Origin of the sequence: Streptacidiphilus neutrinimicus, assembly GCF_000787815.1 — a bacterium.
GTDB classification, from domain to species: domain Bacteria; phylum Actinomycetota; class Actinomycetes; order Streptomycetales; family Streptomycetaceae; genus Streptacidiphilus; species Streptacidiphilus neutrinimicus.
Window position 1 is genome coordinate 24,840 of the sequence record NZ_BBPO01000010.1, and the last position, 22,975, is coordinate 47,814.

19 protein-coding genes are annotated in these 22,975 nt (G+C 71.9%); 13 read left to right on the top strand and 6 right to left on the bottom strand.

All coding sequences use genetic code 11. From position 1 onward, the window contains the following. The 4 genes from TR48_RS43040 to TR48_RS09355 all read left to right on the top strand — a co-directional run. Positions 1–926: serine/threonine kinase C-terminal domain-containing protein (locus TR48_RS43040; protein WP_042365505.1), on the top strand; the 926-nt coding region annotated here is incomplete at its 5' end. A 71-nt stretch (positions 927–997) separates the two neighbouring features. After that, positions 998–2,398, top strand: a complete 1,401-nt coding sequence (locus TR48_RS09345) for a dihydrolipoyl dehydrogenase family protein (protein ID WP_042365506.1) — start codon at positions 998–1,000, stop codon at positions 2,396–2,398. A gap of 587 nt (positions 2,399–2,985) precedes the next feature. Next, entirely contained in the window at positions 2,986–4,608 is a 1,623-nt protein-coding gene (locus TR48_RS09350) for a succinic semialdehyde dehydrogenase (protein ID WP_042365507.1), read from the top strand. A 130-nt stretch (positions 4,609–4,738) separates the two neighbouring features. After that, positions 4,739–6,547: a GMC family oxidoreductase gene (locus TR48_RS09355; protein WP_042365509.1), complete on the top strand. Its 1,809-nt coding sequence runs from the start codon at positions 4,739–4,741 to the stop codon at positions 6,545–6,547. 38 nt (positions 6,548–6,585) lie between these two features. On the opposite strand, the gene TR48_RS09360 is transcribed toward TR48_RS09355, so the two are convergent. Further along, positions 6,586–7,032: a hypothetical protein gene (locus TR48_RS09360; RefSeq protein WP_042365510.1), complete on the bottom strand. Its 447-nt coding sequence runs from the start codon at positions 7,030–7,032 to the stop codon at positions 6,586–6,588. A 143-nt stretch (positions 7,033–7,175) separates the two neighbouring features. On the opposite strand from TR48_RS09360, the gene TR48_RS09365 reads away from it, so the two are divergent. The 5 genes from TR48_RS09365 (at position 7,176) to TR48_RS09385 (ending at position 12,806) form a co-directional block, all read left to right on the top strand. Then, a complete protein-coding gene (locus TR48_RS09365; protein WP_042365511.1) occupies positions 7,176–7,826 on the top strand; it encodes a TMEM175 family protein in 651 nt (216 codons plus the stop codon). A gap of 995 nt (positions 7,827–8,821) precedes the next feature. After that, positions 8,822–9,214, top strand: a complete 393-nt coding sequence (locus TR48_RS09370; protein WP_063770950.1) for a chorismate mutase — start codon at positions 8,822–8,824, stop codon at positions 9,212–9,214. A 90-nt stretch (positions 9,215–9,304) separates the two neighbouring features. Then, positions 9,305–10,900, top strand: a complete 1,596-nt coding sequence (guaA, locus tag TR48_RS09375; protein WP_042365512.1) for a glutamine-hydrolyzing GMP synthase — start codon at positions 9,305–9,307, stop codon at positions 10,898–10,900. A gap of 474 nt (positions 10,901–11,374) precedes the next feature. After that, positions 11,375–12,172: a class II aldolase/adducin family protein gene (locus TR48_RS09380; RefSeq protein ID WP_042365513.1), complete on the top strand. Its 798-nt coding sequence runs from the start codon at positions 11,375–11,377 to the stop codon at positions 12,170–12,172. A gap of 142 nt (positions 12,173–12,314) precedes the next feature. Further along, positions 12,315–12,806 carry a DoxX family membrane protein gene (locus tag TR48_RS09385; protein WP_042365514.1) on the top strand — a complete coding sequence of 164 codons (492 nt, stop codon included), beginning with the start codon at positions 12,315–12,317 and terminating at the stop codon, positions 12,804–12,806. On the opposite strand, the gene TR48_RS09390 is transcribed toward TR48_RS09385, so the two are convergent. Beyond that, complete coding sequence (locus tag TR48_RS09390) at positions 12,755–12,982, bottom strand: hypothetical protein (protein WP_042365515.1); 228 nt, start codon at positions 12,980–12,982, stop codon at positions 12,755–12,757. The two genes, TR48_RS09385 and TR48_RS09390, sit on opposite strands and share 52 nt — an antisense overlap. Further along, the gene (locus TR48_RS09395) at positions 12,979–14,436 is read right to left on the bottom strand and encodes a PspC domain-containing protein (protein ID WP_042365516.1); all 1,458 of its coding nucleotides are present in this window, start codon (positions 14,434–14,436) and stop codon (positions 12,979–12,981) included. Before TR48_RS09395 ends, TR48_RS09390 begins: the two co-directional genes overlap by 4 nt. Before the next feature lie 119 nt (positions 14,437–14,555). On the opposite strand from TR48_RS09395, the gene TR48_RS09400 reads away from it, so the two are divergent. Together TR48_RS09400 and TR48_RS09405 are read left to right on the top strand one after the other, a co-directional pair. Then, a complete protein-coding gene (locus tag TR48_RS09400; RefSeq protein WP_236652079.1) occupies positions 14,556–15,944 on the top strand; it encodes an ATP-binding protein in 1,389 nt (462 codons plus the stop codon). Beyond that, the gene (locus TR48_RS09405) at positions 15,941–16,609 is read left to right on the top strand and encodes a LuxR C-terminal-related transcriptional regulator (RefSeq protein ID WP_042365517.1); all 669 of its coding nucleotides are present in this window, start codon (positions 15,941–15,943) and stop codon (positions 16,607–16,609) included. The genes TR48_RS09400 and TR48_RS09405 overlap by 4 nt, the downstream gene beginning before the upstream one ends. Positions 16,610–16,657: 48 nt before the next feature. On the opposite strand, the gene TR48_RS09410 is transcribed toward TR48_RS09405, so the two are convergent. Both TR48_RS09410 and TR48_RS09415 read right to left on the bottom strand, forming a co-directional pair. Further along, the gene (locus TR48_RS09410) at positions 16,658–17,590 is read right to left on the bottom strand and encodes a PhzF family phenazine biosynthesis protein (protein WP_042365586.1); all 933 of its coding nucleotides are present in this window, start codon (positions 17,588–17,590) and stop codon (positions 16,658–16,660) included. A gap of 131 nt (positions 17,591–17,721) precedes the next feature. Next, entirely contained in the window at positions 17,722–18,252 is a 531-nt protein-coding gene (locus TR48_RS09415; protein WP_369405566.1) for an RNA 2'-phosphotransferase, read from the bottom strand. 142 nt (positions 18,253–18,394) lie between these two features. Between TR48_RS09415 and TR48_RS09420 the strand changes: the two genes are divergently transcribed. Continuing rightward, a complete protein-coding gene (locus tag TR48_RS09420) occupies positions 18,395–18,871 on the top strand; it encodes a low molecular weight protein-tyrosine-phosphatase (protein ID WP_042365518.1) in 477 nt (158 codons plus the stop codon). Between the two features lie 43 nt (positions 18,872–18,914). Beyond that, the gene (gene pcrA / locus TR48_RS09425) at positions 18,915–21,521 is read left to right on the top strand and encodes a DNA helicase PcrA (protein ID WP_042365519.1); all 2,607 of its coding nucleotides are present in this window, start codon (positions 18,915–18,917) and stop codon (positions 21,519–21,521) included. A 59-nt stretch (positions 21,522–21,580) separates the two neighbouring features. Here pcrA and TR48_RS45340 read toward each other — a convergent pair whose 3' ends face one another. Then, on the bottom strand, positions 21,581–22,888 hold the full coding sequence (locus tag TR48_RS45340) for a M23 family metallopeptidase (RefSeq protein ID WP_052442522.1): 1,308 nt from the start codon (positions 22,886–22,888) through the stop codon (positions 21,581–21,583). Between the last annotated feature and the right edge of the window lie 87 nt (positions 22,889–22,975).

Genomic DNA, 22,975 nt, shown 5'->3' on the forward strand with positions numbered 1-22,975 from the left:
GCGGCGTCAAGGGCGGGTTCGGCGATGGGTTCGGCGATGGGTTCGGAAGTGGGACCGGCAGCGGATCCGGCAGTGGGTTCGGCGGCGGCCCGGGCGGCCTGCCGACCGGGCCGACCGCCCGGGTCCCGGCCCAGTCGGGCGGGCCCCGTTCCGTGAGCGGTCCGCTCTACGCCGACGAGGCGGCGCACGCGACCGTGCACGAGTCCGGCCCCGGGGCGGGAGACGCGTTCACGACGGCCAACCGGCCCGAGGTCGGCTTCGTGTCGAGCCACGAGGGCACCGGGGCGGGCCGGGCTCCGCGTCGCAGGCGGCGCTGGGTGTGGTTGCTGGTGGCCGCGTTGGTCGCGGGCGCGGGCGGCGCCGGGGCGACGTACTGGTACAACCACCGGCACGAGAACACCGGTGCGACCGGGCAGAACCAGCCGACCACGTCGCCCTCGACGCCGACGCAGTCCGCCGCGCCCGTCCAGATCCCGGCCGGCTACCAGCTCACGCACGACCCGTACGGATTCAGCTTCGGGCTGCCGGTGGGCGGCGACAAGCCGTGGGAGCGCAGCGCCCCCAAGGGCTCCATCGCGATCACGTACACCCCGGACGGGATCCACAAGATCATCTTTGGTGTCACCTACGCCAACTCCCGCACCGCGGTGCAGCAGGGGCAGTGGCTGATGGAGCAGCTGAAGGCGAACGACAAGAGCTACCAGCTGGTCCGCTTCAGCACCAACAACTACAAGGACTCCACCGGCGCCCAGCTGGAGTTCTACTTCGTCGACGCCAAGACGCAGACGAAGATGCACGCCATGGAGCAGTTCTACCGGGCCCCCAACGGAACCGAGTACGACACCTTCATCTCGTACCCGGTCGACGACTGGGGCAACGGCTACCCGCGCTTCGAGGAGATTCTGCAGACGCTCACCGTGCCATAGCATCCGCATCCCGGTACCGTGGTGTGAACCGAGCCGTCCATGGAAGTTCACCCGCTCTCCGGGAGGCCGTGATGTCCGCAACGGTGCGAGAGACCCCGGACGCGGTGGTCATCGGATTGGGGCCCGGGGGTGAGGATCTGGCCGGGCGGCTGGCCGACGCGGGCTGGGACGTGGTGGGCGTCGACGAGCGCCTGGTGGGTGGCGAATGTCCGTACTGGGGCTGCATTCCGTCGAAGATCATGGTGCGTTCGGCCGACCTGGTCGGTGAGGCACGGCGCATCCCCGGCATGGCCGGGATCGTCCGGGTGCACCCCGAGTTCCGGCCTGTCGCGCGCCGGGTGCGCGAGGCCACCGACGACTGGAACGACAAGGTCGCCGTCGACCGCCTGACCGCCCGGGGCGGCCGCTTCCTGCGCGGCACCGCGCGGCTGACCGCCCCCGGCGAGGTCACCGTGCTCGGCGCGGACGGCCGCGAGACGGTGCTGAGGCCCCGTCAGGCCATCGTGCTGGCCAGCGGATCCGAGCCGGTCGCCCCGCCCGTCCCGGGCCTGGCCGCCACGCCGTACTGGACCAACCGCGACCTGATCGAGGCCGAGGAGCTCCCCGAGTCGCTGCTGATCCTCGGCGGCGGCGCGATCGGGCTCGAGCTCGGCCAGGCCTGGCAGCGGCTCGGCTGCGCCGTCACCGTCGTCGAGGCCGGGCCCCGGCTGCTGGGCCGCGAGGAGCCGGAGGCGGGTGATCTGCTGACCCGGGTGCTGACCGCCGACGGCCTGGCCGTGCACTCCGGGGTCGAGGTGCAGGGCGTGGAACACCGGGACGGCCGGTTCCAGGTGCTCTGCCGCCGCGGAGAGCGCTTCTCCGCGCAGCGGATGCTGGTCGCGACGGGTCGCCGGGTCGCCCTGGACCGCATCGGCGGCGGGGTGCTGGGGCTTTCTTCGGACTCTCGCGCCGTGCCCGTCGACGAGCGGCTGCGTGTGGCCGGCACTCAAGGGGTGTGGCCGGTCGGGGTCTGGGCGATCGGCGACATCACCGGCAAGGGCGCCTTCACGCACATGTCCATGTACCAGGCGGACGTCGCCGTCCGCGCCATCCTGGGCCAGGGCGGCGCGCCCGCGCGCTACCACGCGGTGCCGCGGGTGACCTTCACCGACCCCGAGGTCGGCGCCGTGGGCGCGACCGAGGCGCAGGCCCGCGCGGAGGGGCGCCGGGTCCGGACGGCCACGACGGAGCTGTCCGCGAGCAGCCGCGGCTACATCCACGGCGCCAGCGGCAACGCGGGCTTCGTCAAGCTCGTCGCCGCCGACGACGTCCTGGTCGGCGCCACCTCCGCCGGCCCCACCGGCGGCGAGGTCCTCGGTCTGCTCTCCCTCGCCGTCTCCGCGCGGGTCCCGCTGGCCGAGCTCGCCTCGACGATCTGGGCCTACCCGACCTTCCACCGCGCGGTCGGCACGGCGGTCGCGGAGCTGGTGTAGCGCGAGGAGGGGGCGCGCCGGGTGAGGGCGGCCGCGCCGCCGACCCCGTCGCGGTCGCCCGGGCACGTCCGTCTGGGCCGGGGCCGCTGGGGTGCGTTCGCCTGGCCGGGGCCGCTGGGGTGCGTCCGTCTGGGCCGGGGCCGCTGGGGTGTGTTCGTCTGGGCCGGGGCCGCTGGGGTGCGTTCGCCTGGGCCGCTGCCGCTGGGGTGCGTTCGCCTGGGCCGCTGCCGCTCGGTCGCGTCCGCCCCGAGGCGCTGCCGCAGGATCGCATCCGTCCCGGGACGCTGTCGCCGGACCGGGGCCGCATGGGGCGCTGCCGCTCGGTCGCGTTCGCCCGGGCGCGTTCGCCTGCGTTGCGTCTGCTCGCGTCGCGTTCGCCTGCGTCGTGTCAGCCCGGGCCACGTCCGCTCGCGTCCCGTCCGGCCGCTGTTGCGTGATCGCTCGCGTCCGGCCGAGTCGCGGCCTGGGGCCCGGCCGCTGCTGCCCGAGCCCGGCGGGGCTGGTGGTCGCACGAACCGTTCGTGGCCGGAACGATTTCTGTTACTGGTGGGTATCGCAACGGCTCGAAAGCGCCTACGCTGCCTGGCATGACTGACATCAGCACCGGCAGCAGCACTGCCGTCCAAGGCAATCCCGTGGCCGCCCCCGGCGCGCGGAGCGTCGCCGACGCCGTGCCGCCGCAGCTGGTCGCGCGCCTGGTCAGCGCCGTGGTGGCGGGGGACCAGCCGACGCTGGCGACCAGCCGCTGCCCGTTCACCGGCGACGTGCTCGCCGAGATTCCCGAGTCCTCGTCGGCCGACGTGGCCAGCGCCTTCGTCCGCGCCCGCGCGGCCCAGCGCGACTGGGCCAAGCGCCCGGTGCGTGAGCGCGCCGCCGTGCTGCTGCGCTTCCACGATCTCGTCCTCAAGCACCGGGACGAGCTGCTCGACCTCGTGCAGGCCGAGACCGGCAAGACCCGCGCGCACGCCTTCGAGGAGGTGCTGGCCTCCGCGATCGAGGCCCGCCACTACGGGCGTGCGGGCGCCGGCTACCTCAAGCCGCGTCGTCGCGGCGGGGTCTTCCCGGTGCTGACCCAGGTGCTGGAGCTGCGCCAGCCCAAGGGCGTGATCGGTCAGATCTCCCCGTGGAACTACCCGTTGGCGCTGTTCACCGGCGACGCCGTCCCGGCCTTCGTCGCGGGCAACGCCGTGGTGACCAAGCCCGACACGCAGACCGCGCTCACCGCGCTGCGTGCCCGCGAGCTGATGGTCGAGGCCGGGCTGCCCGCCGAGCTCTGGCAGGTCGTGATCGGCGACGGTCCGGTCGTCGGCCCCGAGGTCGTGGCCCACGCCGACTACGTCTCCTTCACCGGCTCCACCCGCACCGGCCGCGACGTGGCGCAGCGCGCCGCCGCCCGCCTGATCGGCGCCTCCATGGAGCTGGGCGGCAAGAACGCCATGCTGGTCCTGGCCGACGCGGACCTGGACAAGGCCGCCGAGGGCGCCGTCCGCGCCTGCTTCTCCTCCGCCGGCCAGTTGTGCATCTCCATCGAGCGCCTCTACGTCGCCTCCGTGGTCGCCGACGCCTTCCTGGAGAAGTTCGTCGCCCGCACCAAGGCGCTCAAGCTCGGCAACAGCCTGGCCTGGGGCGCCGACATGGGCTCGCTGGTCTCCCAGCGCCAGCTCGACACCGTCACCCGGCATGTCGAGGACGCCGTCAAGAACGGCGCCACTGTGCTGACCGGCGGCAAGCCGCGCGCCGACATCGGCCCGCTCTTCTTCGAGCCGACCATCCTCGACGACGTGACCACCGAGAGCGCGGTCTGCAACGAGGAGACCTTCGGCCCCGTCGTCTCCGTCTACCGGTTCGACGACGAGGAGGAAGCTATCGCCCGTGCGAACGGCACCTCCTACGGCCTCAACTCCAGCGTCTGGAGCAAGAACCTGCGCCACGCCAAGGCCGTCGCGGCTCGGCTGCACACCGGCACCGTCAACGTCAACGAGGGCTACGCGCCCGCCTACGCGAGCGTCGCCGCGCCGATGGGCGGCATGGGCGACTCCGGCATCGGCCGCCGCCACGGCTCCGAGGGCATCCTCAAGTACACCGAGGTGCAGACCGTCGCGGTGCAGCGGGTGATGCAGATGACGCCGTCGTTCGGCCTCGACGACGAGGGCTACGCCAAGCTGCTGGGCAAGTCGCTCGCCATGCTCAAGGCGCTCCGGTTCAAGTAACCGCCGGCTTCGAGCGATCCCCCGGCTTCGAGCAGCCCCCGGCGTAGCTGCCGGGTCCCCCACCCGGATCCCGACCTGGATCCCCACCCGATCCACAGACGCCGAGACAGAGACGAAGGCGGGCGCGTAGATGAGTTCCGAGGATCAGGCGAAGCCGACGGCCGACGCGGGTTACGACTACGACGTGGTCGTGGTCGGCTCCGGCTTCGGCGGCTCCGTGTCGGCCCTGCGGCTGACCGAGAAGGGCTACAAGGTCGGCGTGCTGGAAGCCGGTCGCCGGTTCACGGCGCAGACGCTGCCGAAGACCTCCTGGGACACCAAGAACTACGTCTGGGCACCCGTCCTCGGCCTGTACGGCATCCAGCGCATCCACGTGCTGGACGACGTGATGGTGCTCGGCGGCGCGGGCGTGGGGGGCGGGTCGCTCAACTACGCGAACACCCTCTACGTGCCACCGAAGGCCTTCTTCCAGGACCCGCAATGGAAGGACATCACCGACTGGTCCGAGGAGCTCGCGCCCTACTACGACCAGGCGCAGCGCATGCTGGGCGTGCGGAAGAACCCCACGATCACCCCCTCCGACGTGCACCTCAAGGCGGCCGCCGAGAAGCTCGGCTATGGCGACACCTTCCACATGGCCCCCGTCGGCGTCTTCTTCGGCGACGGCCAGGACTGCGGTGGCGACGGCGCCAAGGCCGCACCGGGCGCGGCCGTCGCGGACCCGTACTTCGGCGGCGTCGGTCCCGAGCGCCGCGCCTGCACCGAGTGCGGCGAGTGCATGACCGGCTGCCGGCACGGCGCCAAGAACATGCTGACCGAGAACTACCTCTACCTCGCCGAGAAGGCGGGTGCGGAGATCGTCCCCATGACGACGGTGACCGCGATCCGCGTCGACGGCGACGGCTACGCGGTCGACACCCGGCGCACCGACTCGCGCTCGAAGAACCCGGCGAAGAACGGCTTCCGGACCATCCGCGCCAAGCACGTCGTGGTCTCGGCCGGCACCTACGGCACCCAGAAACTGCTGCACCGCCTGCGCGACGAGGGCGTGCTGCCGGGCATCTCGGCCAGGCTCGGCGAGCTCACCCGGACCAACTCCGAGGCGCTGGTGGGCGCGATGACCACCGACCACCGCTACGGCGAGCGCGCCGACTTCACCAAGGGCGTCGCCATCACCTCGTCGGTCCACCCCGACGAGCACACCCACATCGAGCCGGTCCGCTACGGCAAGGGTTCCAACGCCATGGGCCTGATGACGACGCTTCAGGTGCCAGGGGAGGGGCGGATGCCGCGCCTGCTGCGGGCCGTCGGGCGCTCCTTCAAGCGCCCCGACCTGCTGGTGCGAGTGCTGGACAAGCGCCGCTGGTCCGAGCGGACCATCATCGGCCTGGTGATGCAGTCGCTGGACAACTCGATCGTCGTCTCGCGGCGCAGGAGCGGGCTGCTGAAGGGGCAGCTGAGCTCGCGCCAGGGCCACGGCGCGCCGAACCCGAAGTTCATCCCCGCCGCCGAGGTGGCCGCAGGCGCCATCGCGACCGAGATCGGCGGCTACCCCGGGGGCAACCTCGGCGACCTGATGGGGCGCACCCTGACCGCGCACTTCCTCGGCGGCTGCGTGATCGGGGACTCCCCGGAACGCGGGGTCGTCGACCCCTACCAGCGCATGTGGGGATACCCCGGCATCACCGTCGCCGACGGCTCCACGGTCTCCGCCAACCTCGGGGTCAACCCGTCGCTGACCATCACCGCGCAGACCGAGCGCGCGATGGCGTTCTGGCCCAACAAGGGCGAGGCGGACTCCCGCCCGGCCCAGGGCGAGGCCTACAAGCGGGTCGAGCCCGTCGCCCCGGCCCGTCCGGTCGTGCCCGAAGGCGCGTTCGGCGCCCTGCGGCTGCCGCTGCTGGCGGTGCCCCAGGTCCCGCCGCGCGAGACGAAGTAGCCGCGAGACGAAGTAGCGGGCGTCCGCCGTCCACGGCCTCAGTGCAGGGTGACCAGCCGGGGCAGGACCGCGGACGCGGCGGCGTGGCCGGCCGCGATCGAAGTGCGGTCCTTGACGTCGGCCGCACCGGAGTTCGGACCGGCCACGGTGAGGTAGAGGAAGCGGCCCTCGACGGCGTGCGTCTGCGCGCACGACGCCTTCTTGCAGAAGGCGTCGTCGCTTTTGTGCCAGACCGGGTCGGCCTTGCCCCAGAACCGGGTGACGGTCTCCATGGCCGAGCTGACGTCGGTGAGCGCGGCGACTCCGATGGCCGACCAGTCGGGCCCGCCCGGCCCCGTCGCGTGCGGGGTGACCGGCAGCGGCTGCGTCGGCGCGCCCCCGGAGTGGCCGTGGTCCCCGTAGTCCGTCGGCGGGCCGAAGCCCGGTATGTTCGGGCCGTTCGAGCCATACGGGCCGTTCGGGCCGGGCTGCTGGGGGACGGTCATCTTGGCGGGACCTTCCTCGACGACGGCAAGGCTGAACCGAGGCGCGACCGTGCCAGGTGCATGAATCCGCGTGTCGGCCGAGGACCGTCCCGTTCACCTCGGCGGCCCCGCAAAGCCCTTGTGTACCTCTAGAGTTGCCGCCTATGAACGAGTCCGGTCGCGTCGAGGCGTTCAGTGACGGCGTCTTCGCCATCGCCATCACCCTGCTGGTGCTGCAACTGGCGGTGGCCGACCCGAACCGGGTCCACACGGCCGCCGGCGCCTGGCACGAGCTGGGCCACCTCTGGACGGCCTACGACGCCTACGTTGTGAGCTTCCTGGTCATCGGGATCATGTGGCTGAACCACCACACCGTCTTCGGCTACGTGGCCAGGGTCGACCGCGGCCTGCTGGTGATCAATCTGCTGCTTCTCCTGGTGGTGGCCGCCCTGCCCTTCCCGACGGCTCTCGTCTCCGACTGGCTGGGCCAACCGGGCCCGGCGGAGGTCTCGATGGCCGTCTTCAGCGCCTTCATGGTCCTCCACGCGCTGACCTTCCAAGCGCTGTGGTGGTGGCTGACCCGTACCGGGCACCTCTTCGACCGGCGCGTCGACGTGGAGGCGGCCCGGGGCGCCCGGCTTCGCTTCGCGGCGGGGACCGTCGTCTACCCGATCCTGGTCGGGCTCTCCTTCGTCTCCCCGGTGATCACCCTGGGACTGCACCTGGCGCTGGCGCTCTACTACGCCTTCAACCAGCTTCCGATCCCGCTCAGGCCCGACGCGCCCGCGGACGACGAGGGCGCGGTGGCCGTCTGACCAGGGCGACGGGCGACTGGCAAGGGGCCCCGCGGGGGAAGACGGGGCCCCTTGCTGTCAGCACGCGACGTCAGGGCAACGTCGGTGCTGTGGCAACGGCACCGGGGGGAGGGGTGCCGTCGGTCCTGCGGTGTGGTCGTGTGGCCCGGTGATGCGCTCGGGTTCGCACTCGCGGGCAGCTGTGGTGCATGGGGGCGCACGGTGAATCTGTGCGCCCGTCCTTCTTGAGCCGAGGCCACCCAGCTACGGAACGTGACCGTATCCGGTCGGTGACCGGCCACGTACGGCGTCGGGGACCGGCCTCCTGCCGGGCGCCCCTGCTGCCTGTGGTCCACCCCCTCACCAGCATCGTGGGGGATATGGCCCACTCGGCGCAACCAGTTCGACAGACTTCGCCGCCGTGGATTTTCGTCACGCTCCGCAAGGATCGACCGAAGGGCTCCGTCGGTAGTGCGGAGATCCGCGCGCGCCGGGTGGCGCAGCGCCACCCGGGTGAAGTCAGGGACAGCGGGCCGGAACGGGACAGGCGAGATCGGGGGTGGCCGACTCCGGGCGTCCCCCTCGCCGGCCACCCCTTCTCCACAGTCGCAACCGGGCCGCTGTCCCCTGCTGTCCGGTCACAGCGTGGCCGCGAGGTCCCACGGCGCGCGCCACGGCGCACGCCTCATCGCGCCCACGGACTGGGTCACTCCCACGCGTGGTCCTGCCTGCCGCACGATCGCCCCCGGAAGGAGGCTGGTGCCCGTCCCTGGCGGGGACGCGCACCCCGTGCGGTCATCGGGGTCAACGATTCTCCTGGCGGCGGGTCACGCGCTAGGATCGCCGCATGTTCCAGATGGCCTACTTCTTTAGCTATGGCACCGGAGGCTCCGGTCGCCATGGCGATGCCGTCTGAACTGACGCAGACCCTGAAGGCGCCCCGGGCCGATGGCCCAGGGGCGTCTCTGCTTTGCCGCCAGGGCCTTCGGTTCCGAGGCCGAAGCTGGAGGACCCAGATGAACGCCGTCACCACCGAGACCGTCACTACAGAGACCGTCACGACCGAGACCGTCCCCGTCGCCGTCGGGGCCACCGAGGCGGGTACCGCCGACGCGGCCCTCGATGACAGGGCCGTCGCCGCGCCCGCGCCGCTGACCAAGGAGGCGGCCGAGGCCGTCATCGCCGACGCACGCGGACGGATCGACGCCCTGGACGCCGAGCTTCTCGAAGCGGTGCGCCGCAGGATCGCGGTCTCGGCCGAGGTGCAGGCCGCGCGGATCGCCGTTGGCGGGCCGCGGCTGTCGCTGACCCGCGAGATGGAGATCCTCGACCGCTACCGCGCGCAGCTCGGCGGCCCCGGCACCGAGATCGCCATGCTGCTGCTGGAGCTGTGCCGCGGGCGGGTGTGATCACGGCCGCCCACATCGTGGCAAGGGGTCGGCTCCTCGACCGTTAGAATGAGGGTCGACCCCCCATAGCAACCGCCGGAAGGCCGCACTGTGGCATCAGCGACCCCCGACCCCGCGGACACCGCCGTCGACACGGTTCTCGTCGTCGACTTCGGCGCGCAGTACGCCCAGCTCATCGCACGGCGTGTCCGTGAGGCCCGTGTCTACAGCGAGATCGTGCCGCACAGCATGCCGGTCTCCGAGATGCTCGCCAAGAATCCCAAGGCGATCATCCTCTCCGGTGGCCCCTCCTCGGTCTACGAGCCGGGCGCCCCCACCGTCGACAAGGCTCTGTTCGAGGCCGGAGTGCCGGTCTTCGGCATGTGCTACGGCTTCCAGCTGATGGCCACCTCCCTCGGCGGCGTCGTCGACAACAGCGGTGCGCGCGAGTACGGCCGCACCCCGCTCAGCGTCTCGCAGACGGGCTCGACCCTCTTCGAGGGCACCCCGGCCGATCAGTCGGTGTGGATGTCGCACGGCGACGCCTGCTCCGCCGCGCCCGAGGGCTTCACCGTCACGGCGTCCACCGCCGTGGTCCCGGTCGCCGCCTTCGAGAACGACGCCAAGCGCCTGTACGGCGTGCAGTACCACCCCGAGGTGATGCACTCCACCCACGGGCAGCAGGTGCTGGAGCACTTCCTGTACCGCGGCGCGGGCCTGGCCCCGACGTGGACCACGCACAACGTGGTCGAGGAGCAGGTGGCCGCGATCCGCGCCCAGGTCGGCACCAAGCGTGCGATCTGCGGTCTGTCCGGCGGCGTGGACTCCGCGGTGGCCGCGGCCCTGGTGCAGCGCGCCATCGGCGACCAGCTGACCTGCGTCTACGTTGACCACGGTCTGATGCGCAAGGGCGAGACCGAGCAGGTTGAGAAGGACTTCGTCGCGGCCACGGGCGTCAAGCTCAAGGTCGTCGACGCCGAGGAGCGCTTCCTCAGCGCCCTCGCCGGGGTCTCCGACCCCGAGGAGAAGCGCAAGATCATCGGCCGCGAGTTCATCCGCGTCTTCGAGCAGGCCCAAGCCGAGATCATTGCCGAGGCCGGCGCCTCGGGCGAGCCGGTCGAGTTCCTGGTCCAGGGCACGCTGTACCCGGACGTGGTCGAGTCCGGCGGCGGCTCCGGCACCGCGAACATCAAGTCGCACCACAACGTCGGCGGGCTCCCGGAGGACCTGGAGTTCAAGCTGATCGAGCCGCTGCGCAAGCTGTTCAAGGACGAGGTCCGGATGGTCGGCCAGGAGCTCGGCCTGCCCGAGGAGATCGTCCAGCGGCAGCCGTTCCCCGGCCCCGGCCTGGGCATCCGCATCGTCGGCGAGGTCACCAAGGACCGGCTGGACCTGCTGCGCGAGGCCGACGCGATCGCCCGCGCCGAGCTGACCGCGGCGGGCCTGGACCGTGAGATCTGGCAGTGCCCCGTCGTCCTGCTGGCGGACGTCCGCTCGGTCGGCGTCCAGGGTGACGGCCGCACCTACGGTCACCCGATCGTGCTGCGCCCCGTGTCCTCCGAGGACGCGATGACCGCTGACTGGTCGCGCCTGCCCTACGAGGTGCTGGAGCGGATCTCCACCCGCATCACCAACGAGGTGCGTGACGTCAACCGCGTCGTCGTCGACGTGACCAGCAAGCCGCCGGGCACCATCGAGTGGGAGTAAGCCTCCCCGCCTAGGCTCCACGGGCTCCAGCCGGTTCTTCGGCTGGGGCCCGTCGCCGTTGGGGTGGGCGCCGCGCGCTTCCGTCCCGGTCGGGCCGGTGCCGGCTATCCCGACCTCGTTCGTGCCACCAGGGGGCGATGTAGAGCAGGACGTCGCGGCACACCCTGCTCGCCCGGTCCGAACGGCCGAGCCTGACCTTCGCGTAGTCGTGCCAGGCGTCGCTCGGACCGGCTCGACGGTCACTCGGCCGGCGCGAGCACTGCGCCCGCGCGGGACAGTGACAAGCCAAGCGTAGTGAAGCGGTCAAACACGCATGCTAAGGGGTCAAATCCAGCCGCACGGAACTGCCATCACGCACCCGCACCGGTGTCGCGCACATCACATGACGTACCGTCAGCTTCGATGTGACGTCACCCCCTTGTGTGACGCGGGCGGGCTATGGTGCTCCTCACTACCCGGAGGTAGCTTCCGGGTATGACGAACCCACCCCCGCAGCCGATCCCCCCGGACCAGCTTCACTTCGACATGCCGCCGACCTTCGAGAGCGTCGAGGAGGAGCGGGCGCACCGCAAGGCACGGCTTGTCACGGCGCTGCGGCTCTTCGGCAAGTTCGGATTCGAGGAGGGCGTCGCCGGGCACATCACCGCGCGCGACCCCGAATGGACCGACCACTTCTGGGTCAATCCCTTCGGCATGTCCTTCAAGGTGATCAAGCAGAGCGACCTGCTGCTGGTCAATCACGACGGACGTGTCGTCCACGGCCGACACCACGTCAACCAGGCTGCCTTCGCGATCCACTCCGAGGTCCACGCCGCCCGCCCCGAGGTCGTCGCCGCGGCACACAGCCACTCGACCCACGGGCGCGCCTTCTCCGCCCTCGGGCAACTGCTGGACCCGGTCACCCAGGACGTGTGCGCCTTCTACCAGGACCACGCCCTCTTCGACGACTACACCGGAGTCATGCTGGACCGTGAGGAGGGGCGTCGGATCGGCGCCGCTCTCGGCCCGCACAAGGCCGTCATCCTGCGCAATCACGGCCTGCTCACCGTCGGCACCAGCGTCGACGCGGCCGCCTGGTGGTTCATCACCATGGAGCGGTCCTGCCAGGTGCAGCTCCTGGCGCAGGCGGCCGGCAAGCTCGTGCCGATCGAGCACGAGAGCGCGCTGCTCACACGGGACCAGATCGGCAGCGATCTGGCCGGCTGGGTCAACTACCAGCCGCTCACCACCGGCCACGCCGACGCGCTGACGGGCGCGTTCGACGAGGGCTGACCCCGCCAGCGTGGCCCGCGAACCGGCGGCGTACCGTTCCGGCGTGTCCGGAACGGCGCGCCTCGGTGAACCCGAACAGATCTCGCGGCGTAGAGACCGGGGACCGAGAAGCGGGCGTTGAGGGAAGGCCGGGAGCTGGAGTATGGGTGGAACGCTGACGCGGGAGCGTCTGAAGGCACAGGGCACCACCTACGCGTTGCTGCCGTTGCGGGTCTTCCTGGGGGTGACGTTCATCTACGCCGCCCTCTACAAGTTCACCGACCCGCACTACCTGGGCGGCCTGTCCGACCCGACATCCTTCGCCGCCATGACCCAGGGACTGAAGTCGTCCAGCCCCATCGGCCCGCTGCTGGGCCTGGCCCTCAAGGCGCCGACCGCGTTCGCGGTCGCCTTCGCTGTCGGTGAGCTGGTGGTCGGCCTCGGCACCCTGTTCGGCCTGCTGGGCCGGATCGCCGCCGTGGGCGGCGCGCTGCTGAGCCTGAGCCTGTTCCTCACCGTCAGTTGGCAGGTCTACCCGTACTTCCTGGGCAACGACCTGATCTACCTGATGGCATGGCTGCCCCTCGTCCTCGCGGGCACGCCCTACCTGTCGCTGGACTCCTGGCTGGCATCGCGTCGCGGTCGGGCGGAGTAGACCGCGGCCAGCAGGCCGGCCACCACGAGGCCGGCCGCCCCCAGGGGGAGGACCAGCCGGCTGTCGAGCCGGAGGACCCCCGCCGCCTGGAGGAGGTACAGCACCGCGACGGCCAGGAAGACGAGCCCACCGAGCACCGGGAACAGCTGGATCCTGGGCCGGCGTGGCGGGGTCATCGGACCACCTCCAACTGACCGACGCCGATCTGGAGATCGAGCTGGATGGTGCCGTGGGCGGCTGCCCCGGCCTGGTTCAGGTCGATGGTGCGGGAATCCGCCACCCCCGAGATCCTGGTGCCGTCGGGGAGCCGCAGCTCGCCCGCGCCCGTTTGGGCGCTGATCTTGACCTCGGGGTTGTCCGCCCCGTCGCCTGGCAGCAGGACCTGCAGGGTTCCTGCTCCGAGGCTGACGTGGGAGGAGACCGTCTGGCCCGCGGCGGGCCGGACCTGTGTGAGATCCAAGGTGGCGTCCCCGAAGCGCAGCGCGTATCCGGTCTGGAGCTGCGTGGCCGAGACCGGGGCCCACGCCGTGTGGGACCAGTGCTGCCACGGGGCGGCGCCGACGGTGACCGTGGCCAGGGAGAGGAGCAGTGCCACCACCGTCAGGCCGATCGCCCGACGGCGCAGGAGCCCGTTGACCACCAGGCCGAGTGCCACCACCACGAGAGCCGAGGCCAGCACGGCCAGGGTGTTCACCTCGTCGTGGGCCTTGCCCACGCCGTAGACGACGGCGGCCGTGCCCGCCGCGAGCAGCAGGGTGAGCAGACCCCAGGGGCCGCGGACCCGGCCGTGGTCGGCGGACGGCGGCTCGCTTCGGGGATAGGCCGGGGGCAGCGGTCCCGACGACCCCGGGTAGGCCCAGGTCGGGGTGCTCGACGTGCTCGCGGTCGAGGCTTCCGGAGGAGCGTCCCACAGCGGGCTGTCTGTCAGCGGTCCCTCGGCGAATCCGGTCCGGTCGCTCGATGAGGGGTCGTCCGCAGGGACCGTGCCCGTGGGCAGCGGGTCCGTGGACAGCCGGCCGGGAACCTCGTCGGCCGGGACCGCCGGTGCGGCGGTCTTCAGCAGCGGGTCGGGCCGCTGCCACCAGTTCGGTGCGGCCGGGGGCGGCTCGGGCGCGACCGGGGGGCCCGGTTCGCGCGGCGGCAGTTGGTGCCGCTTGGGGTCGTAGCGCAGGGCCGCGAAGGCCAGCGCCGCGATGAGCAGCAGCGGGAACACATGGTCCTTGGCGCCCATGTAGGAGAAGAAGATCCCGGTGCCGAGCACGGTGACCAGCACCGCACCGAGCGACTGTCCGTCGACCCGGCCCGACATCAGGCGCTGCAGCTCGTTCTTGCCCGTGCCCTCCATCGGGATCATCAACCAGGCCACGCCGTAGATGAAGAGCCCGACACCGCCCCAGAGGCAGAGCACGGCGATGACGACGCGGAACACCAGCGGATCGATGTTGAGCCGGCGGCCGAGCCCGCCGCAGACACCCGTCACCACCCGGTGGCTGGCGCTGCGCTCGAGCGGCGGGCGGGAGCGCTCGGGCTCCTGGCCGCCGTCGGGAGCGAACTCGCCCTCCCGCTGCGGGTGTGTGCTGGTGGTCGCGTCCATGCCCTCATCCTGCAGGCCGTCGGCGGCTGTGCCCATCCGGCATCTCCCTGGTCGAACCCTGAGTTCCACCCTGACATACGACCGAAGCCGAACCAGGGCGACCTCCGGGGTCGACCCTGATGCTTTTCGCACGCGCGCCGTGTGACGATCGACCCGTGGCAACAAGCGACCTCCACCCCGACCGCCCGGACCCGCGGACCGACCTGGCCGCTCCGTCCGCGGCGCCGGTCCGCAAGCTGTACCGCCGTCCCGAGGGGCGTGTGGTCGGCGGCGTGGCCAGCGGTCTCGCCGCGCATCTGGGCATCCCGGTGCTCTGGGTGCGGGCCGCCTTTGTCGTGCTGACGTTGGGTCAGGGGCTCGGGCTGGTGCTCTACGCCGCCTTCTGGTTCGTGGTGCCCATGGGCCGGGCCGGAGGGGTCGGCGTGGCCGGGCGGCCCGCGGGGGCCGCGGAGGCCGCTTCGGACGGGCGGCGGCCCGGTGCGCTGGGGCGCGCCAGGACCGCACTGCAGCAGCTCTTCCGCGGGGATCCCGCCGAGGGCGGGCCCGACGGCGCTGCGGGGGGCAGGGCCGCCTCGCGGGATCGGGGCCGGCTGCTGGTGCTGGTCGCCGTGCTGGCCGGCGTGCTGGTGATGATCAACGTCCTGACCGCGGGCCAGGACGATCCGTACTTCTGGCCGGTGCTCATCTCCGGGGCCGGGGTGGCCCTGGTCTGGCGGCAGGTGGACGACACCCGCTGGGCCCGTTGGTTCTCGCTCGACGAGAGCAGCAGGGGCGCGGTCACCCTGCGGCTGGGGGCGGGCGTGGTGCTGGTCGCCGGCGGGGTGATCAGCTTCCTGGTGGTCTCCGGCTCCCTGGCAGAGTTCGGCAAGGTCATGCAGGCCGTCCTGGTGGTTCTGGCCGGGGTGCTGCTGTTGGCGGGCCCCTACCTGCTGCGGATGTGGCAGGACCTGACCGCGGAGCGCCGTGAGCGCATCCGGGCCCAGGAGCGGGCCGAGGTCGCCGCCCACATCCACGACTCCGTGCTGCACACGCTCACGCTCATCCTCCGGCACGCGGACGACTCCAAGGAGGTCGCCCGCCTGGCGCGGGCCCAGGAGCGGGACCTGCGCCAGTGGCTCTACCGCTCCGGCGAGCCCAAGGACGAGGGGACGCCGGAGACGCTCGCCGAATCCATCCGCAAGGTCGCCGCGGAGGTGGAGGACCATCACGGGGTGCCGGTCGAGGTGATCTGCGTCGGGGACGCCCCCATGGACGAGAAGCTCGGCGCCCAGCTCCAGGCCGCCCGGGAGGCCATGGTCAACGCTGCCAAGTACGGTGGCGGGGAGCCCGTCTCCGTTTACGCGGAGGTCGAGGGCAGTACGGTGTGGGTGTTTGTCCGCGACCGTGGGCCCGGCTTCGATCTGGACACGGTCCCGGAGGACCGGATGGGCGTGCGCGGCTCGATCATCGGGCGGATGCAGCGCAACGGCGGCCACGCCCGCGTCCGACCGGCCCCTGCGGGCGGCACCGAGGTCGAGCTGGAGATGGAGAGGGCGAGCGGATGAGCGGCGCGAACATGGACCGACCCACGGCCCGGGTGGTCCTCGTCGACGACCACCGGATGTTCCGCACGGGTGTCCGCGCGGAGATCGGACAGACCGAGCGCACCAACGTCGACGTCGTGGGCGAGGCGGCCGACGTCGAGCAGGCCGTCTCCGTCGTCACCTCCACCATGCCCGACGTCGTACTGCTCGACGTCCACCTTCCGGGCGGCGGGGGCGTCGAGGTGCTGCGGCGGTGCGCCTCGCTGGAGGGCGTCAAGTTCCTGGCCCTGTCGGTCTCCGACGCGGCCGAGGACGTGATCGGGGTCATCCGTGGCGGGGCGCGGGGCTACGTCACCAAGACCATCACCGGCACCGACCTGGTCGACGCGATCTTCCGGGTCCGGGACGGGGACGCGGTCTTCTCGCCCCGGCTGGCCGGGTTCGTCCTCGACGCCTTCGCGGCCACGGACACCCCGCCGGTGGACGAGGACCTCGACCGCCTCACCCAGCGCGAGCGGGAGGTGCTGCGCCTGATCGCGCGCGGCTACGCCTACAAGGAGATCGGCAAGCAGTTGTTCATCTCCGTGAAGACCGTCGAGAGCCACGTCTCCGCGGTGCTGCGCAAGCTGCAGCTCAGCAACCGCCACGAGCTAACCCGCTGGGCCACGGCCCGTCGGCTGGTCTAGGGCCGGGCCTGCGCCCGGGGCCCGCAGGCTCGTCCGTGGACGCCGTCCTCAGGCGAGGTCGAGGTGGAGGGTCGGCCCGATGCGGGCCGTTCCGCCGACCAGGACCCGGGGCGGCCCGCCGGCGACGGCGGTCACGGTGGCCGTGATCGTCGCCGGGCTGCCGAGGGAGTCGCCCATGTCGACGGCCAGCCTGCCGGACCGGGAGGCCGAGGTGCCGACAGCGCCGGTCGCGTGCAGCGCGGCCGCCAGGCACGCGGTGCTGTTGGCGTTGGCGATGTCCTCGGGGACACCGATCGCGGGGGCGAACATCCGGGCCGCGAGACGCCCTCCCGGAGCTACCGGGTCGGCGTAGACATAGCAGCCGAGCAGGTCGAGCCGTCGGCAGGCGTCGTCCAGGGCCGCCAGGTCAGGGACCAGTCCGCGCAGCGCGGCGTGGCTGGGCGCCTGGACCAGCAGGCGGGGCCGACCGAGCGTGGCGATGGCGGCGGGCCGGGCCCGAGGCAGGCCGAGAGCGCTCAGCAGCAGGCTGAGCTCGTCGGACGCGGGTTCGCGCAGCCTCACCGGCGCGACGGCGAAATCAGCCGTCAGCAAACCCTGCTGGCGCGCCGTCAGCCCGTCGATGGGCTGCCCGGTGGCGGTGGCCCGCAGAGTCGTCTGCTGCCTGCCGTTGGCGAGTGGGTCCGTGCGCTCGGCCAGGTAGGCGAGAGCGGCCACCGTGCCGTGGCCGCAGGCGGGTAACTCGCCCTCTACGGTGAAGAACCGCACTGCGGCCTCGCCGCCGTCCGGGGGCGCGTCGACGAAAACGGCGTGGGAGGTGCGGGCCAGCGCCGGGATGCGGCGGCGCGCCGCGTCGTCGAGGGCGCCGGAATCGCTGACGACCGCGGTCGGGCTTCCGCCGGTCCCGTCGCGCAGGCACGCGTGGACGACCGTGACGGGAACCGGGGTGGTCCGGTCGCCCCGTTGCGGGGGAGGGGGTTTCATGTCGCCGACCATAGGCCTCGGTCCGGCTTCGGGGCACCGACGGCGGGCGCCTCGACGCAGCGAGCGGGGGGAACCGTGCGGGGCAGGGGAGCCCCGTTGCGGACGGCGGCGGAGGGCTCTGGCGGGCCCGGCTAACCGCCCGCGAGGTACTCGGGCGGCACCCGCTCCGTCAGCCAGACCCCGTTGGCGCTGACCTGGAATACGAAGCCCGCCGCCGCCATGCCCGCCGCATCGACGGTGAACACCACCGGACGTCCGCGCCGGCCGCCGACTCGCTCCGCGGTCTCCCGGTCCCGGGAGAGGTGCACGGCGTGGCGCGCCATCGGACGCAGGCCCTCGCGCCAGATGGCGGCCACGACGCCCGGGTGGGTGCCGTGGTAGAGCACCGCCGGCGGCGTGGCTTCCTCGTAGCCGAGGTCCACGGACACGGTGTGTCCCTGGTTGGCGCGGATCCGACGGCCGTCCGCGCTGAAGGAGAAGCGCCGCTTGTCGTTCTCGGCGACGACCCGGTCCAGCTCGGCCCTGGTGATCCGACGGCCGTGCGCTGCCGCGGCCGCGAGCAGCTCGGCCACGTCGACCCAGCCGGCCTCGTCCAGGTCGACGCCGATCAGCGCCGGGTCGTGCCGCAGCACCCGGGAGAGGAATTTGGACGTTCGCACCATCCTTCGGGTGTCGTCTGTTCTGCTGTCTTCCATACCGCGACGGTAGGGGCCGTCCGCGCGGTTGTCGTCCGACTTTCGCTGCGGACCTCCCGGGCCCGCGGGGACACCGGCGCGGGTGCGGCAGGGGATCATGGTGTCTGTGATGCGCATCTGCTTCGTCTGCACCGGGAACATCTGCCGTTCGCCCATGGCCGAGCACGTCATGCGGGAACGCCTGGCCGAGGCGGGCCTGGAGGGCCTCGTCGGCGTCGACAGCGCGGGCACCGGCTCCTGGCACGAGGGCGACCCGGCCGACGAGCGGGCGGTGCGGGTGCTGCGTGAGGCCGGCTACGACAGCGAGCACGTCGCGCGGCAGTTCCAGCCGGAGTGGTTGCGCGGGCTCGACCTGGTGATCGCCCTCGACCGCGGGCACGAGCGGGTACTGCGCAGGCTGGCCAGGACCCCGGAAGAGGCGGCAAAGATCAGGCTGCTGCGCTCCTTCGACCCCGACTCCCGCTTCGACGACCTCGACGTCCCGGACCCGTACTACGGCGACGAGGCCGGCTTCGAGGAGGTGCTCCGCCTCTGCGAGGCGGGGTGTGACGGCCTGCTCGCCGAGGTCAGGACCCGGGTCGGGTGAAGGCGTCCCGGGGTGTCCGTGGGGCGTCCTAGACTCGTGGGTGATGAGCAGCCTCTTTGACGACATCCCCCTGCCCGGCCTGGATGCCCCCGCGCCCACCACGCCCGCCGAAGACGAGCCCCCTTATGACGAGGGCGGCTTCGGCCTGGCGTTCGGCGACGCCCACGGGGAGGGCGGCGCATACGAGGAGGAGATCCCCGACGGGCTCTTCCGGACCTTCGACCCGGCGGAGCCGGTGCCGGCGTCGTACTACCGCAACGGCACGGCGCACCCTGTCATCGACGCGGAGACGCTGCTCGACGGGATGAACCCGCAGCAGCGCGAGGCTGTCGTGCACGCCGGGTCCCCGCTGCTCATCATCGCGGGCGCGGGCTCCGGCAAGACCAGGGTGCTCACCCACCGCATCGCCTACCTGCTGGCCGCTCGCCGCGTGCAGCCCGGCGAGATCCTGGCGATCACCTTCACCAACAAGGCCGCCGGGGAGATGCGCGAGCGCGTCGAGGCGCTGGTCGGTCCGCGGGCCAAGGCCATGTGGGTGTCCACCTTCCACAGCGCCTGCGTCCGGATCCTGCGCCGCGAGAGCAAGCGCCTCGGCTTCACGTCGAGCTTCTCGATCTACGACTCGGCCGACTCGCAGCGCCTGATGGCGCTGTGCTGCCGCGACCTGGACCTCGACCCGAAGCAGTACCCGCCGAAGTCCTTCACCGCCAAGGTCTCCAATCTCAAGAACGAGCTCATCGACGAGGAGACCTACGCCGCCAAGGCCGAGAACCCGACGGAGCGCAAGCTGGCGGAAGCCTACGCGCTCTACCAGCGGCGCCTGCGCGAGGCCAACGCGCTGGACTTCGACGACATCATCATGACCACCGTCAACCTGCTCCAGGCCTTCCCGGACGCCGCCGAGCACTACCGGCGCAGGTTCCGGCACATCCTGGTCGACGAGTACCAGGACACCAACCACGCGCAGTACATGCTGGTGCGCGAGCTCACCGGCGGCGCCAGCGGACAGGGCCCGAAGAAGACGGTCGACGGCGAGTTCGTGAACCCCGCGGAGGCGCAGCTCGCCGAGATCCCGCCCGCCGAGCTCTGCGTGGTCGGTGACGCGGACCAGTCGATCTACGCCTTCCGCGGCGCGACGATCCGCAACATCCTCGACTTCGAGGAGGACTACCCGAACGCGACCACGATCCTGCTGGAGCAGAACTACCGCTCCACGCAGACGATCCTCAGCGCCGCCAACTCCGTCATCGAGCGCAACAGCAACCGCCGCAAGAAGAACCTGTGGACGGCGGGGGCCGAGGGCGTCAAGATCGTCTCCTATGTCGCCGACGACGAGCACGGCGAGGCCCAGTTCGTCGCGGACGAGATAGACAAACTGAGCGACAACGACGAGGCCAAGCCCGGTGACGTCGCGGTGTTCTACCGCACCAACGCCCAGTCCCGTGTCTTCGAGGAAGTCTTCATCCGCGTCGGCCTGCCCTACAAGGTCGTCGGCGGTGTCCGCTTCTACGAGCGCAAGGAGGTCCGGGACGTCCTGGCCTACCTGCGGGTGCTGGCCAACCCGGAGGACGCGGTGCCGCTGCGCCGCATCCTCAACGTGCCCAAGCGGGGCATCGGCGAGCGCGCCGAGGCGATGATCGAGGCGCTGGCGAGCCGCGAGCGCATCTCCTTCCCGCAGGCGCTGCTCCGAGTTGACGAGGCGTACGGGATGGCCGCGCGCTCCGCCAACGCGGTGAACAAGTTCAACGAGCTGATGGCCAGGCTGCGGGGCGTCGTCGAATCAGGCGCGGGCCCGGCCGCGATCCTCGAGGCGGTGCTGGAGGAGACCGGCTACCTCGCCGAGCTCCAGGCCTCCACCGACCCGCAGGACGAGACCCGCGTCGAGAACCTCCAGGAACTCGCGGCCGTGGCGCTGGAGTTCGAGCAGGAGGAGCCGCTGGAGGGTCCCGACGGGGAGCCACTGCAGACCGGCTTGCCCGGCTTCCTGGAGCGGGTCGCGCTGGTCGCCGACTCCGACCAGATCCCGGACGAGGACGGCGAGGGGCGCGGCGTCATCACCCTGATGACCCTGCACACCGCCAAGGGCCTGGAGTTCCCGGTCGTCTTCCTGACCGGCATGGAGGACGGCGTCTTCCCGCACATGCGGGCGATGAGCAACGCCAAGGAACTGGAGGAGGAGCGGCGTCTCGCCTACGTCGGCCTGACCCGCGCCCGCGAGCGCCTCTACCTGTCGCGCGCCGTCCTGCGCAGCGCCTGGGGCCAGCCCTCGTACAACCCCGCCTCCCGGTTCCTGGAGGAGATTCCGACGACACTCGTCGACGAGCGCCGCACGGCCGCGGCGGCCGTTCCGGGCGGCTTCGGGAGCCGTTCCAGCGGGGGCTCGGGCTACGGCGGCGGCGCGGGCGGCGGATCGGCCTCTGGTCGGCGCGCGACCTCCCCGGCTGCGGGCTGGGGCAAGAGCGCGGGCCGTATGAAGGACCGCCCGGTGATCACGCTGGCCGTGGGAGACCGGGTCACCCACGACCGCTTCGGTCTGGGCACCGTCGTCTCGGTCTCCGGGCCGGCGGACGACGCCAAGGCCACGATCGACTTCGGCGCCGAGGGCACCAAGCAGTTGCTGCTGCGCTACGCGCCGGTCGAGAAGCTCTAGCTCGAGGTCTTCTGGCTACGGCACGGGGCTCGGCGGTCGGGCCGGGGTCGGAGTCGCGCTCAGCGCGGGTCCAGGCCCCGGGCCAGCAGCCAGGGCAGCGGGTCGACGGCGGGGCCACCGTCGGGGTGCACCTCGAAGTGCAGGTGGGGTCCGGTGGAGTTCCCCGTGTCGCCGGAGTAGGCGATTATGTCGCCGACCTTCACCTGGCCGCTGCGTACCCGGTACGAGCTCAGATGGCAGTACCAGGTGACGGTGCCGTCCGGGGCCGTCAGCTTGACCATGTACCCGTAGAAGGGATTCCACTCCGTGGTCACCGTGCCGCCCGTGACGGCGTGGACGGGCGTGCCTTCAGGGACGGGGAAGTCGATGCCGGTGTGCAACTGCATCCAGTGCGTGCCGGCCTGCCCGAACAGGGCGCTCAGACCCGTGTGGTAGGCGATCGGCAGGACGTAGCGAGGCGCCTCGGCCGCGGCCTTGCGCGCGGCCGCCTCCCGCAGTTGCAGCGCCGTGCGCGCGTGGTCGCGGGCGGCCCGTTGGGCGGCGTCGCGTGCCTCCGAGGCGGCCAGGGCCTGTGCCCTGGCCTGGGCGGCTGTCGTCGAAGAGGCCGCCGTCGTGTCGGTGTGGTGCGAGCGCAACGGCCCCATGGTCGCGGCGGCGGCACCGGCGACACCGAGCACGGCGATGGACGGCACCGCAATGGTGAGCACGGCCGAACGGCGACGCATGCCGCGCCGCCGCGGGCCGCGCAGGGCCTCGCCACGGCTCCCGTCCTCGGTCTCCAGCGCCGCGTGGCTGCCGGAGGAGGCGCCGACGTCGAGGGCGTGACCGTTCCCGGCCGACCCGGCTGCGTCGCGTCCTTCGTGTGCCTCGGGCGTCACGCCTGCGGCCGAGGCCGAGACCTCGTCGCCCGGGAAGGGGTCGACGGAGTCGAAGCCCTCGAGGAGCGGGGCCGTCACGGTGGCGTAGGACACGTCGGTCACGGCGTCGTAGACGCTGTAGTCCGGGTAGCCGGCGTAGTCGTGGTGCAGCGCGGCATGTCCTGTGTAGGCGCCGTACTCGGCGACGAGGGTGGGTTCGTGCTGCGCCTGGTAGTAGTCCGGCCAGCCGTATCCGGTGGTGGGCTGGGGCGTGGGAGCCATGTAGCCCGCGGCGTAGGGGTCCCCGTGGTCGTACGGCGCGGCGTATCCCTGCTGCTGCGCGTAGCCGTACTGGTGGTGGGCCGCGTACGCATCCCCGTACGTCTCGTGAGTCCCGTACGTCTCGTGAGCTTCGTGGGTCTCCTGCGTCCCGTAGGGCGCGTACGGCTGGTGGCTGGAGTCGGGGTGAACCAGTGTCTGCTGGCCGTACCAACTGGTGTCAGCGGTCACGGGATCCTAACCACCTCGACAGCGGGGAAAGTGACCGTGACTGTATCCCCAGACGCGGAGGAGAAACAAGGGATCCAGGCTTTTGTC

What these genes read in the sequence shown, in the direction of transcription:
- TR48_RS09345 (WP_042365506.1), top strand. Translation starts at nt 998, where the DNA reads ATGTCCGCAACGGTGCGAGAGACCCCGGACGCGGTGGTCATCGGATTG.
- TR48_RS09350 (WP_042365507.1), top strand. Translation starts at nt 2,986, where the DNA reads ATGACTGACATCAGCACCGGCAGCAGCACTGCCGTCCAAGGCAATCCC.
- TR48_RS09355 (WP_042365509.1), top strand. Translation starts at nt 4,739, where the DNA reads ATGAGTTCCGAGGATCAGGCGAAGCCGACGGCCGACGCGGGTTACGAC.
- TR48_RS09360 (WP_042365510.1), bottom strand. Translation starts at nt 7,032, where the DNA reads ATGACCGTCCCCCAGCAGCCCGGCCCGAACGGCCCGTATGGCTCGAAC.
- TR48_RS09365 (WP_042365511.1), top strand. Translation starts at nt 7,176, where the DNA reads ATGAACGAGTCCGGTCGCGTCGAGGCGTTCAGTGACGGCGTCTTCGCC.
- TR48_RS09370 (WP_063770950.1), top strand. Translation starts at nt 8,822, where the DNA reads ATGAACGCCGTCACCACCGAGACCGTCACTACAGAGACCGTCACGACC.
- TR48_RS09380 (WP_042365513.1), top strand. Translation starts at nt 11,375, where the DNA reads ATGACGAACCCACCCCCGCAGCCGATCCCCCCGGACCAGCTTCACTTC.
- TR48_RS09385 (WP_042365514.1), top strand. Translation starts at nt 12,315, where the DNA reads ATGGGTGGAACGCTGACGCGGGAGCGTCTGAAGGCACAGGGCACCACC.
- TR48_RS09390 (WP_042365515.1), bottom strand. Translation starts at nt 12,982, where the DNA reads ATGACCCCGCCACGCCGGCCCAGGATCCAGCTGTTCCCGGTGCTCGGT.
- TR48_RS09395 (WP_042365516.1), bottom strand. Translation starts at nt 14,436, where the DNA reads ATGGGCACAGCCGCCGACGGCCTGCAGGATGAGGGCATGGACGCGACC.
- TR48_RS09405 (WP_042365517.1), top strand. Translation starts at nt 15,941, where the DNA reads ATGAGCGGCGCGAACATGGACCGACCCACGGCCCGGGTGGTCCTCGTC.
- TR48_RS09410 (WP_042365586.1), bottom strand. Translation starts at nt 17,590, where the DNA reads ATGAAACCCCCTCCCCCGCAACGGGGCGACCGGACCACCCCGGTTCCC.
- TR48_RS09415 (WP_369405566.1), bottom strand. Translation starts at nt 18,252, where the DNA reads ATGGTGCGAACGTCCAAATTCCTCTCCCGGGTGCTGCGGCACGACCCG.
- TR48_RS09420 (WP_042365518.1), top strand. Translation starts at nt 18,395, where the DNA reads ATGCGCATCTGCTTCGTCTGCACCGGGAACATCTGCCGTTCGCCCATG.
- pcrA (WP_042365519.1), top strand. Translation starts at nt 18,915, where the DNA reads ATGAGCAGCCTCTTTGACGACATCCCCCTGCCCGGCCTGGATGCCCCC.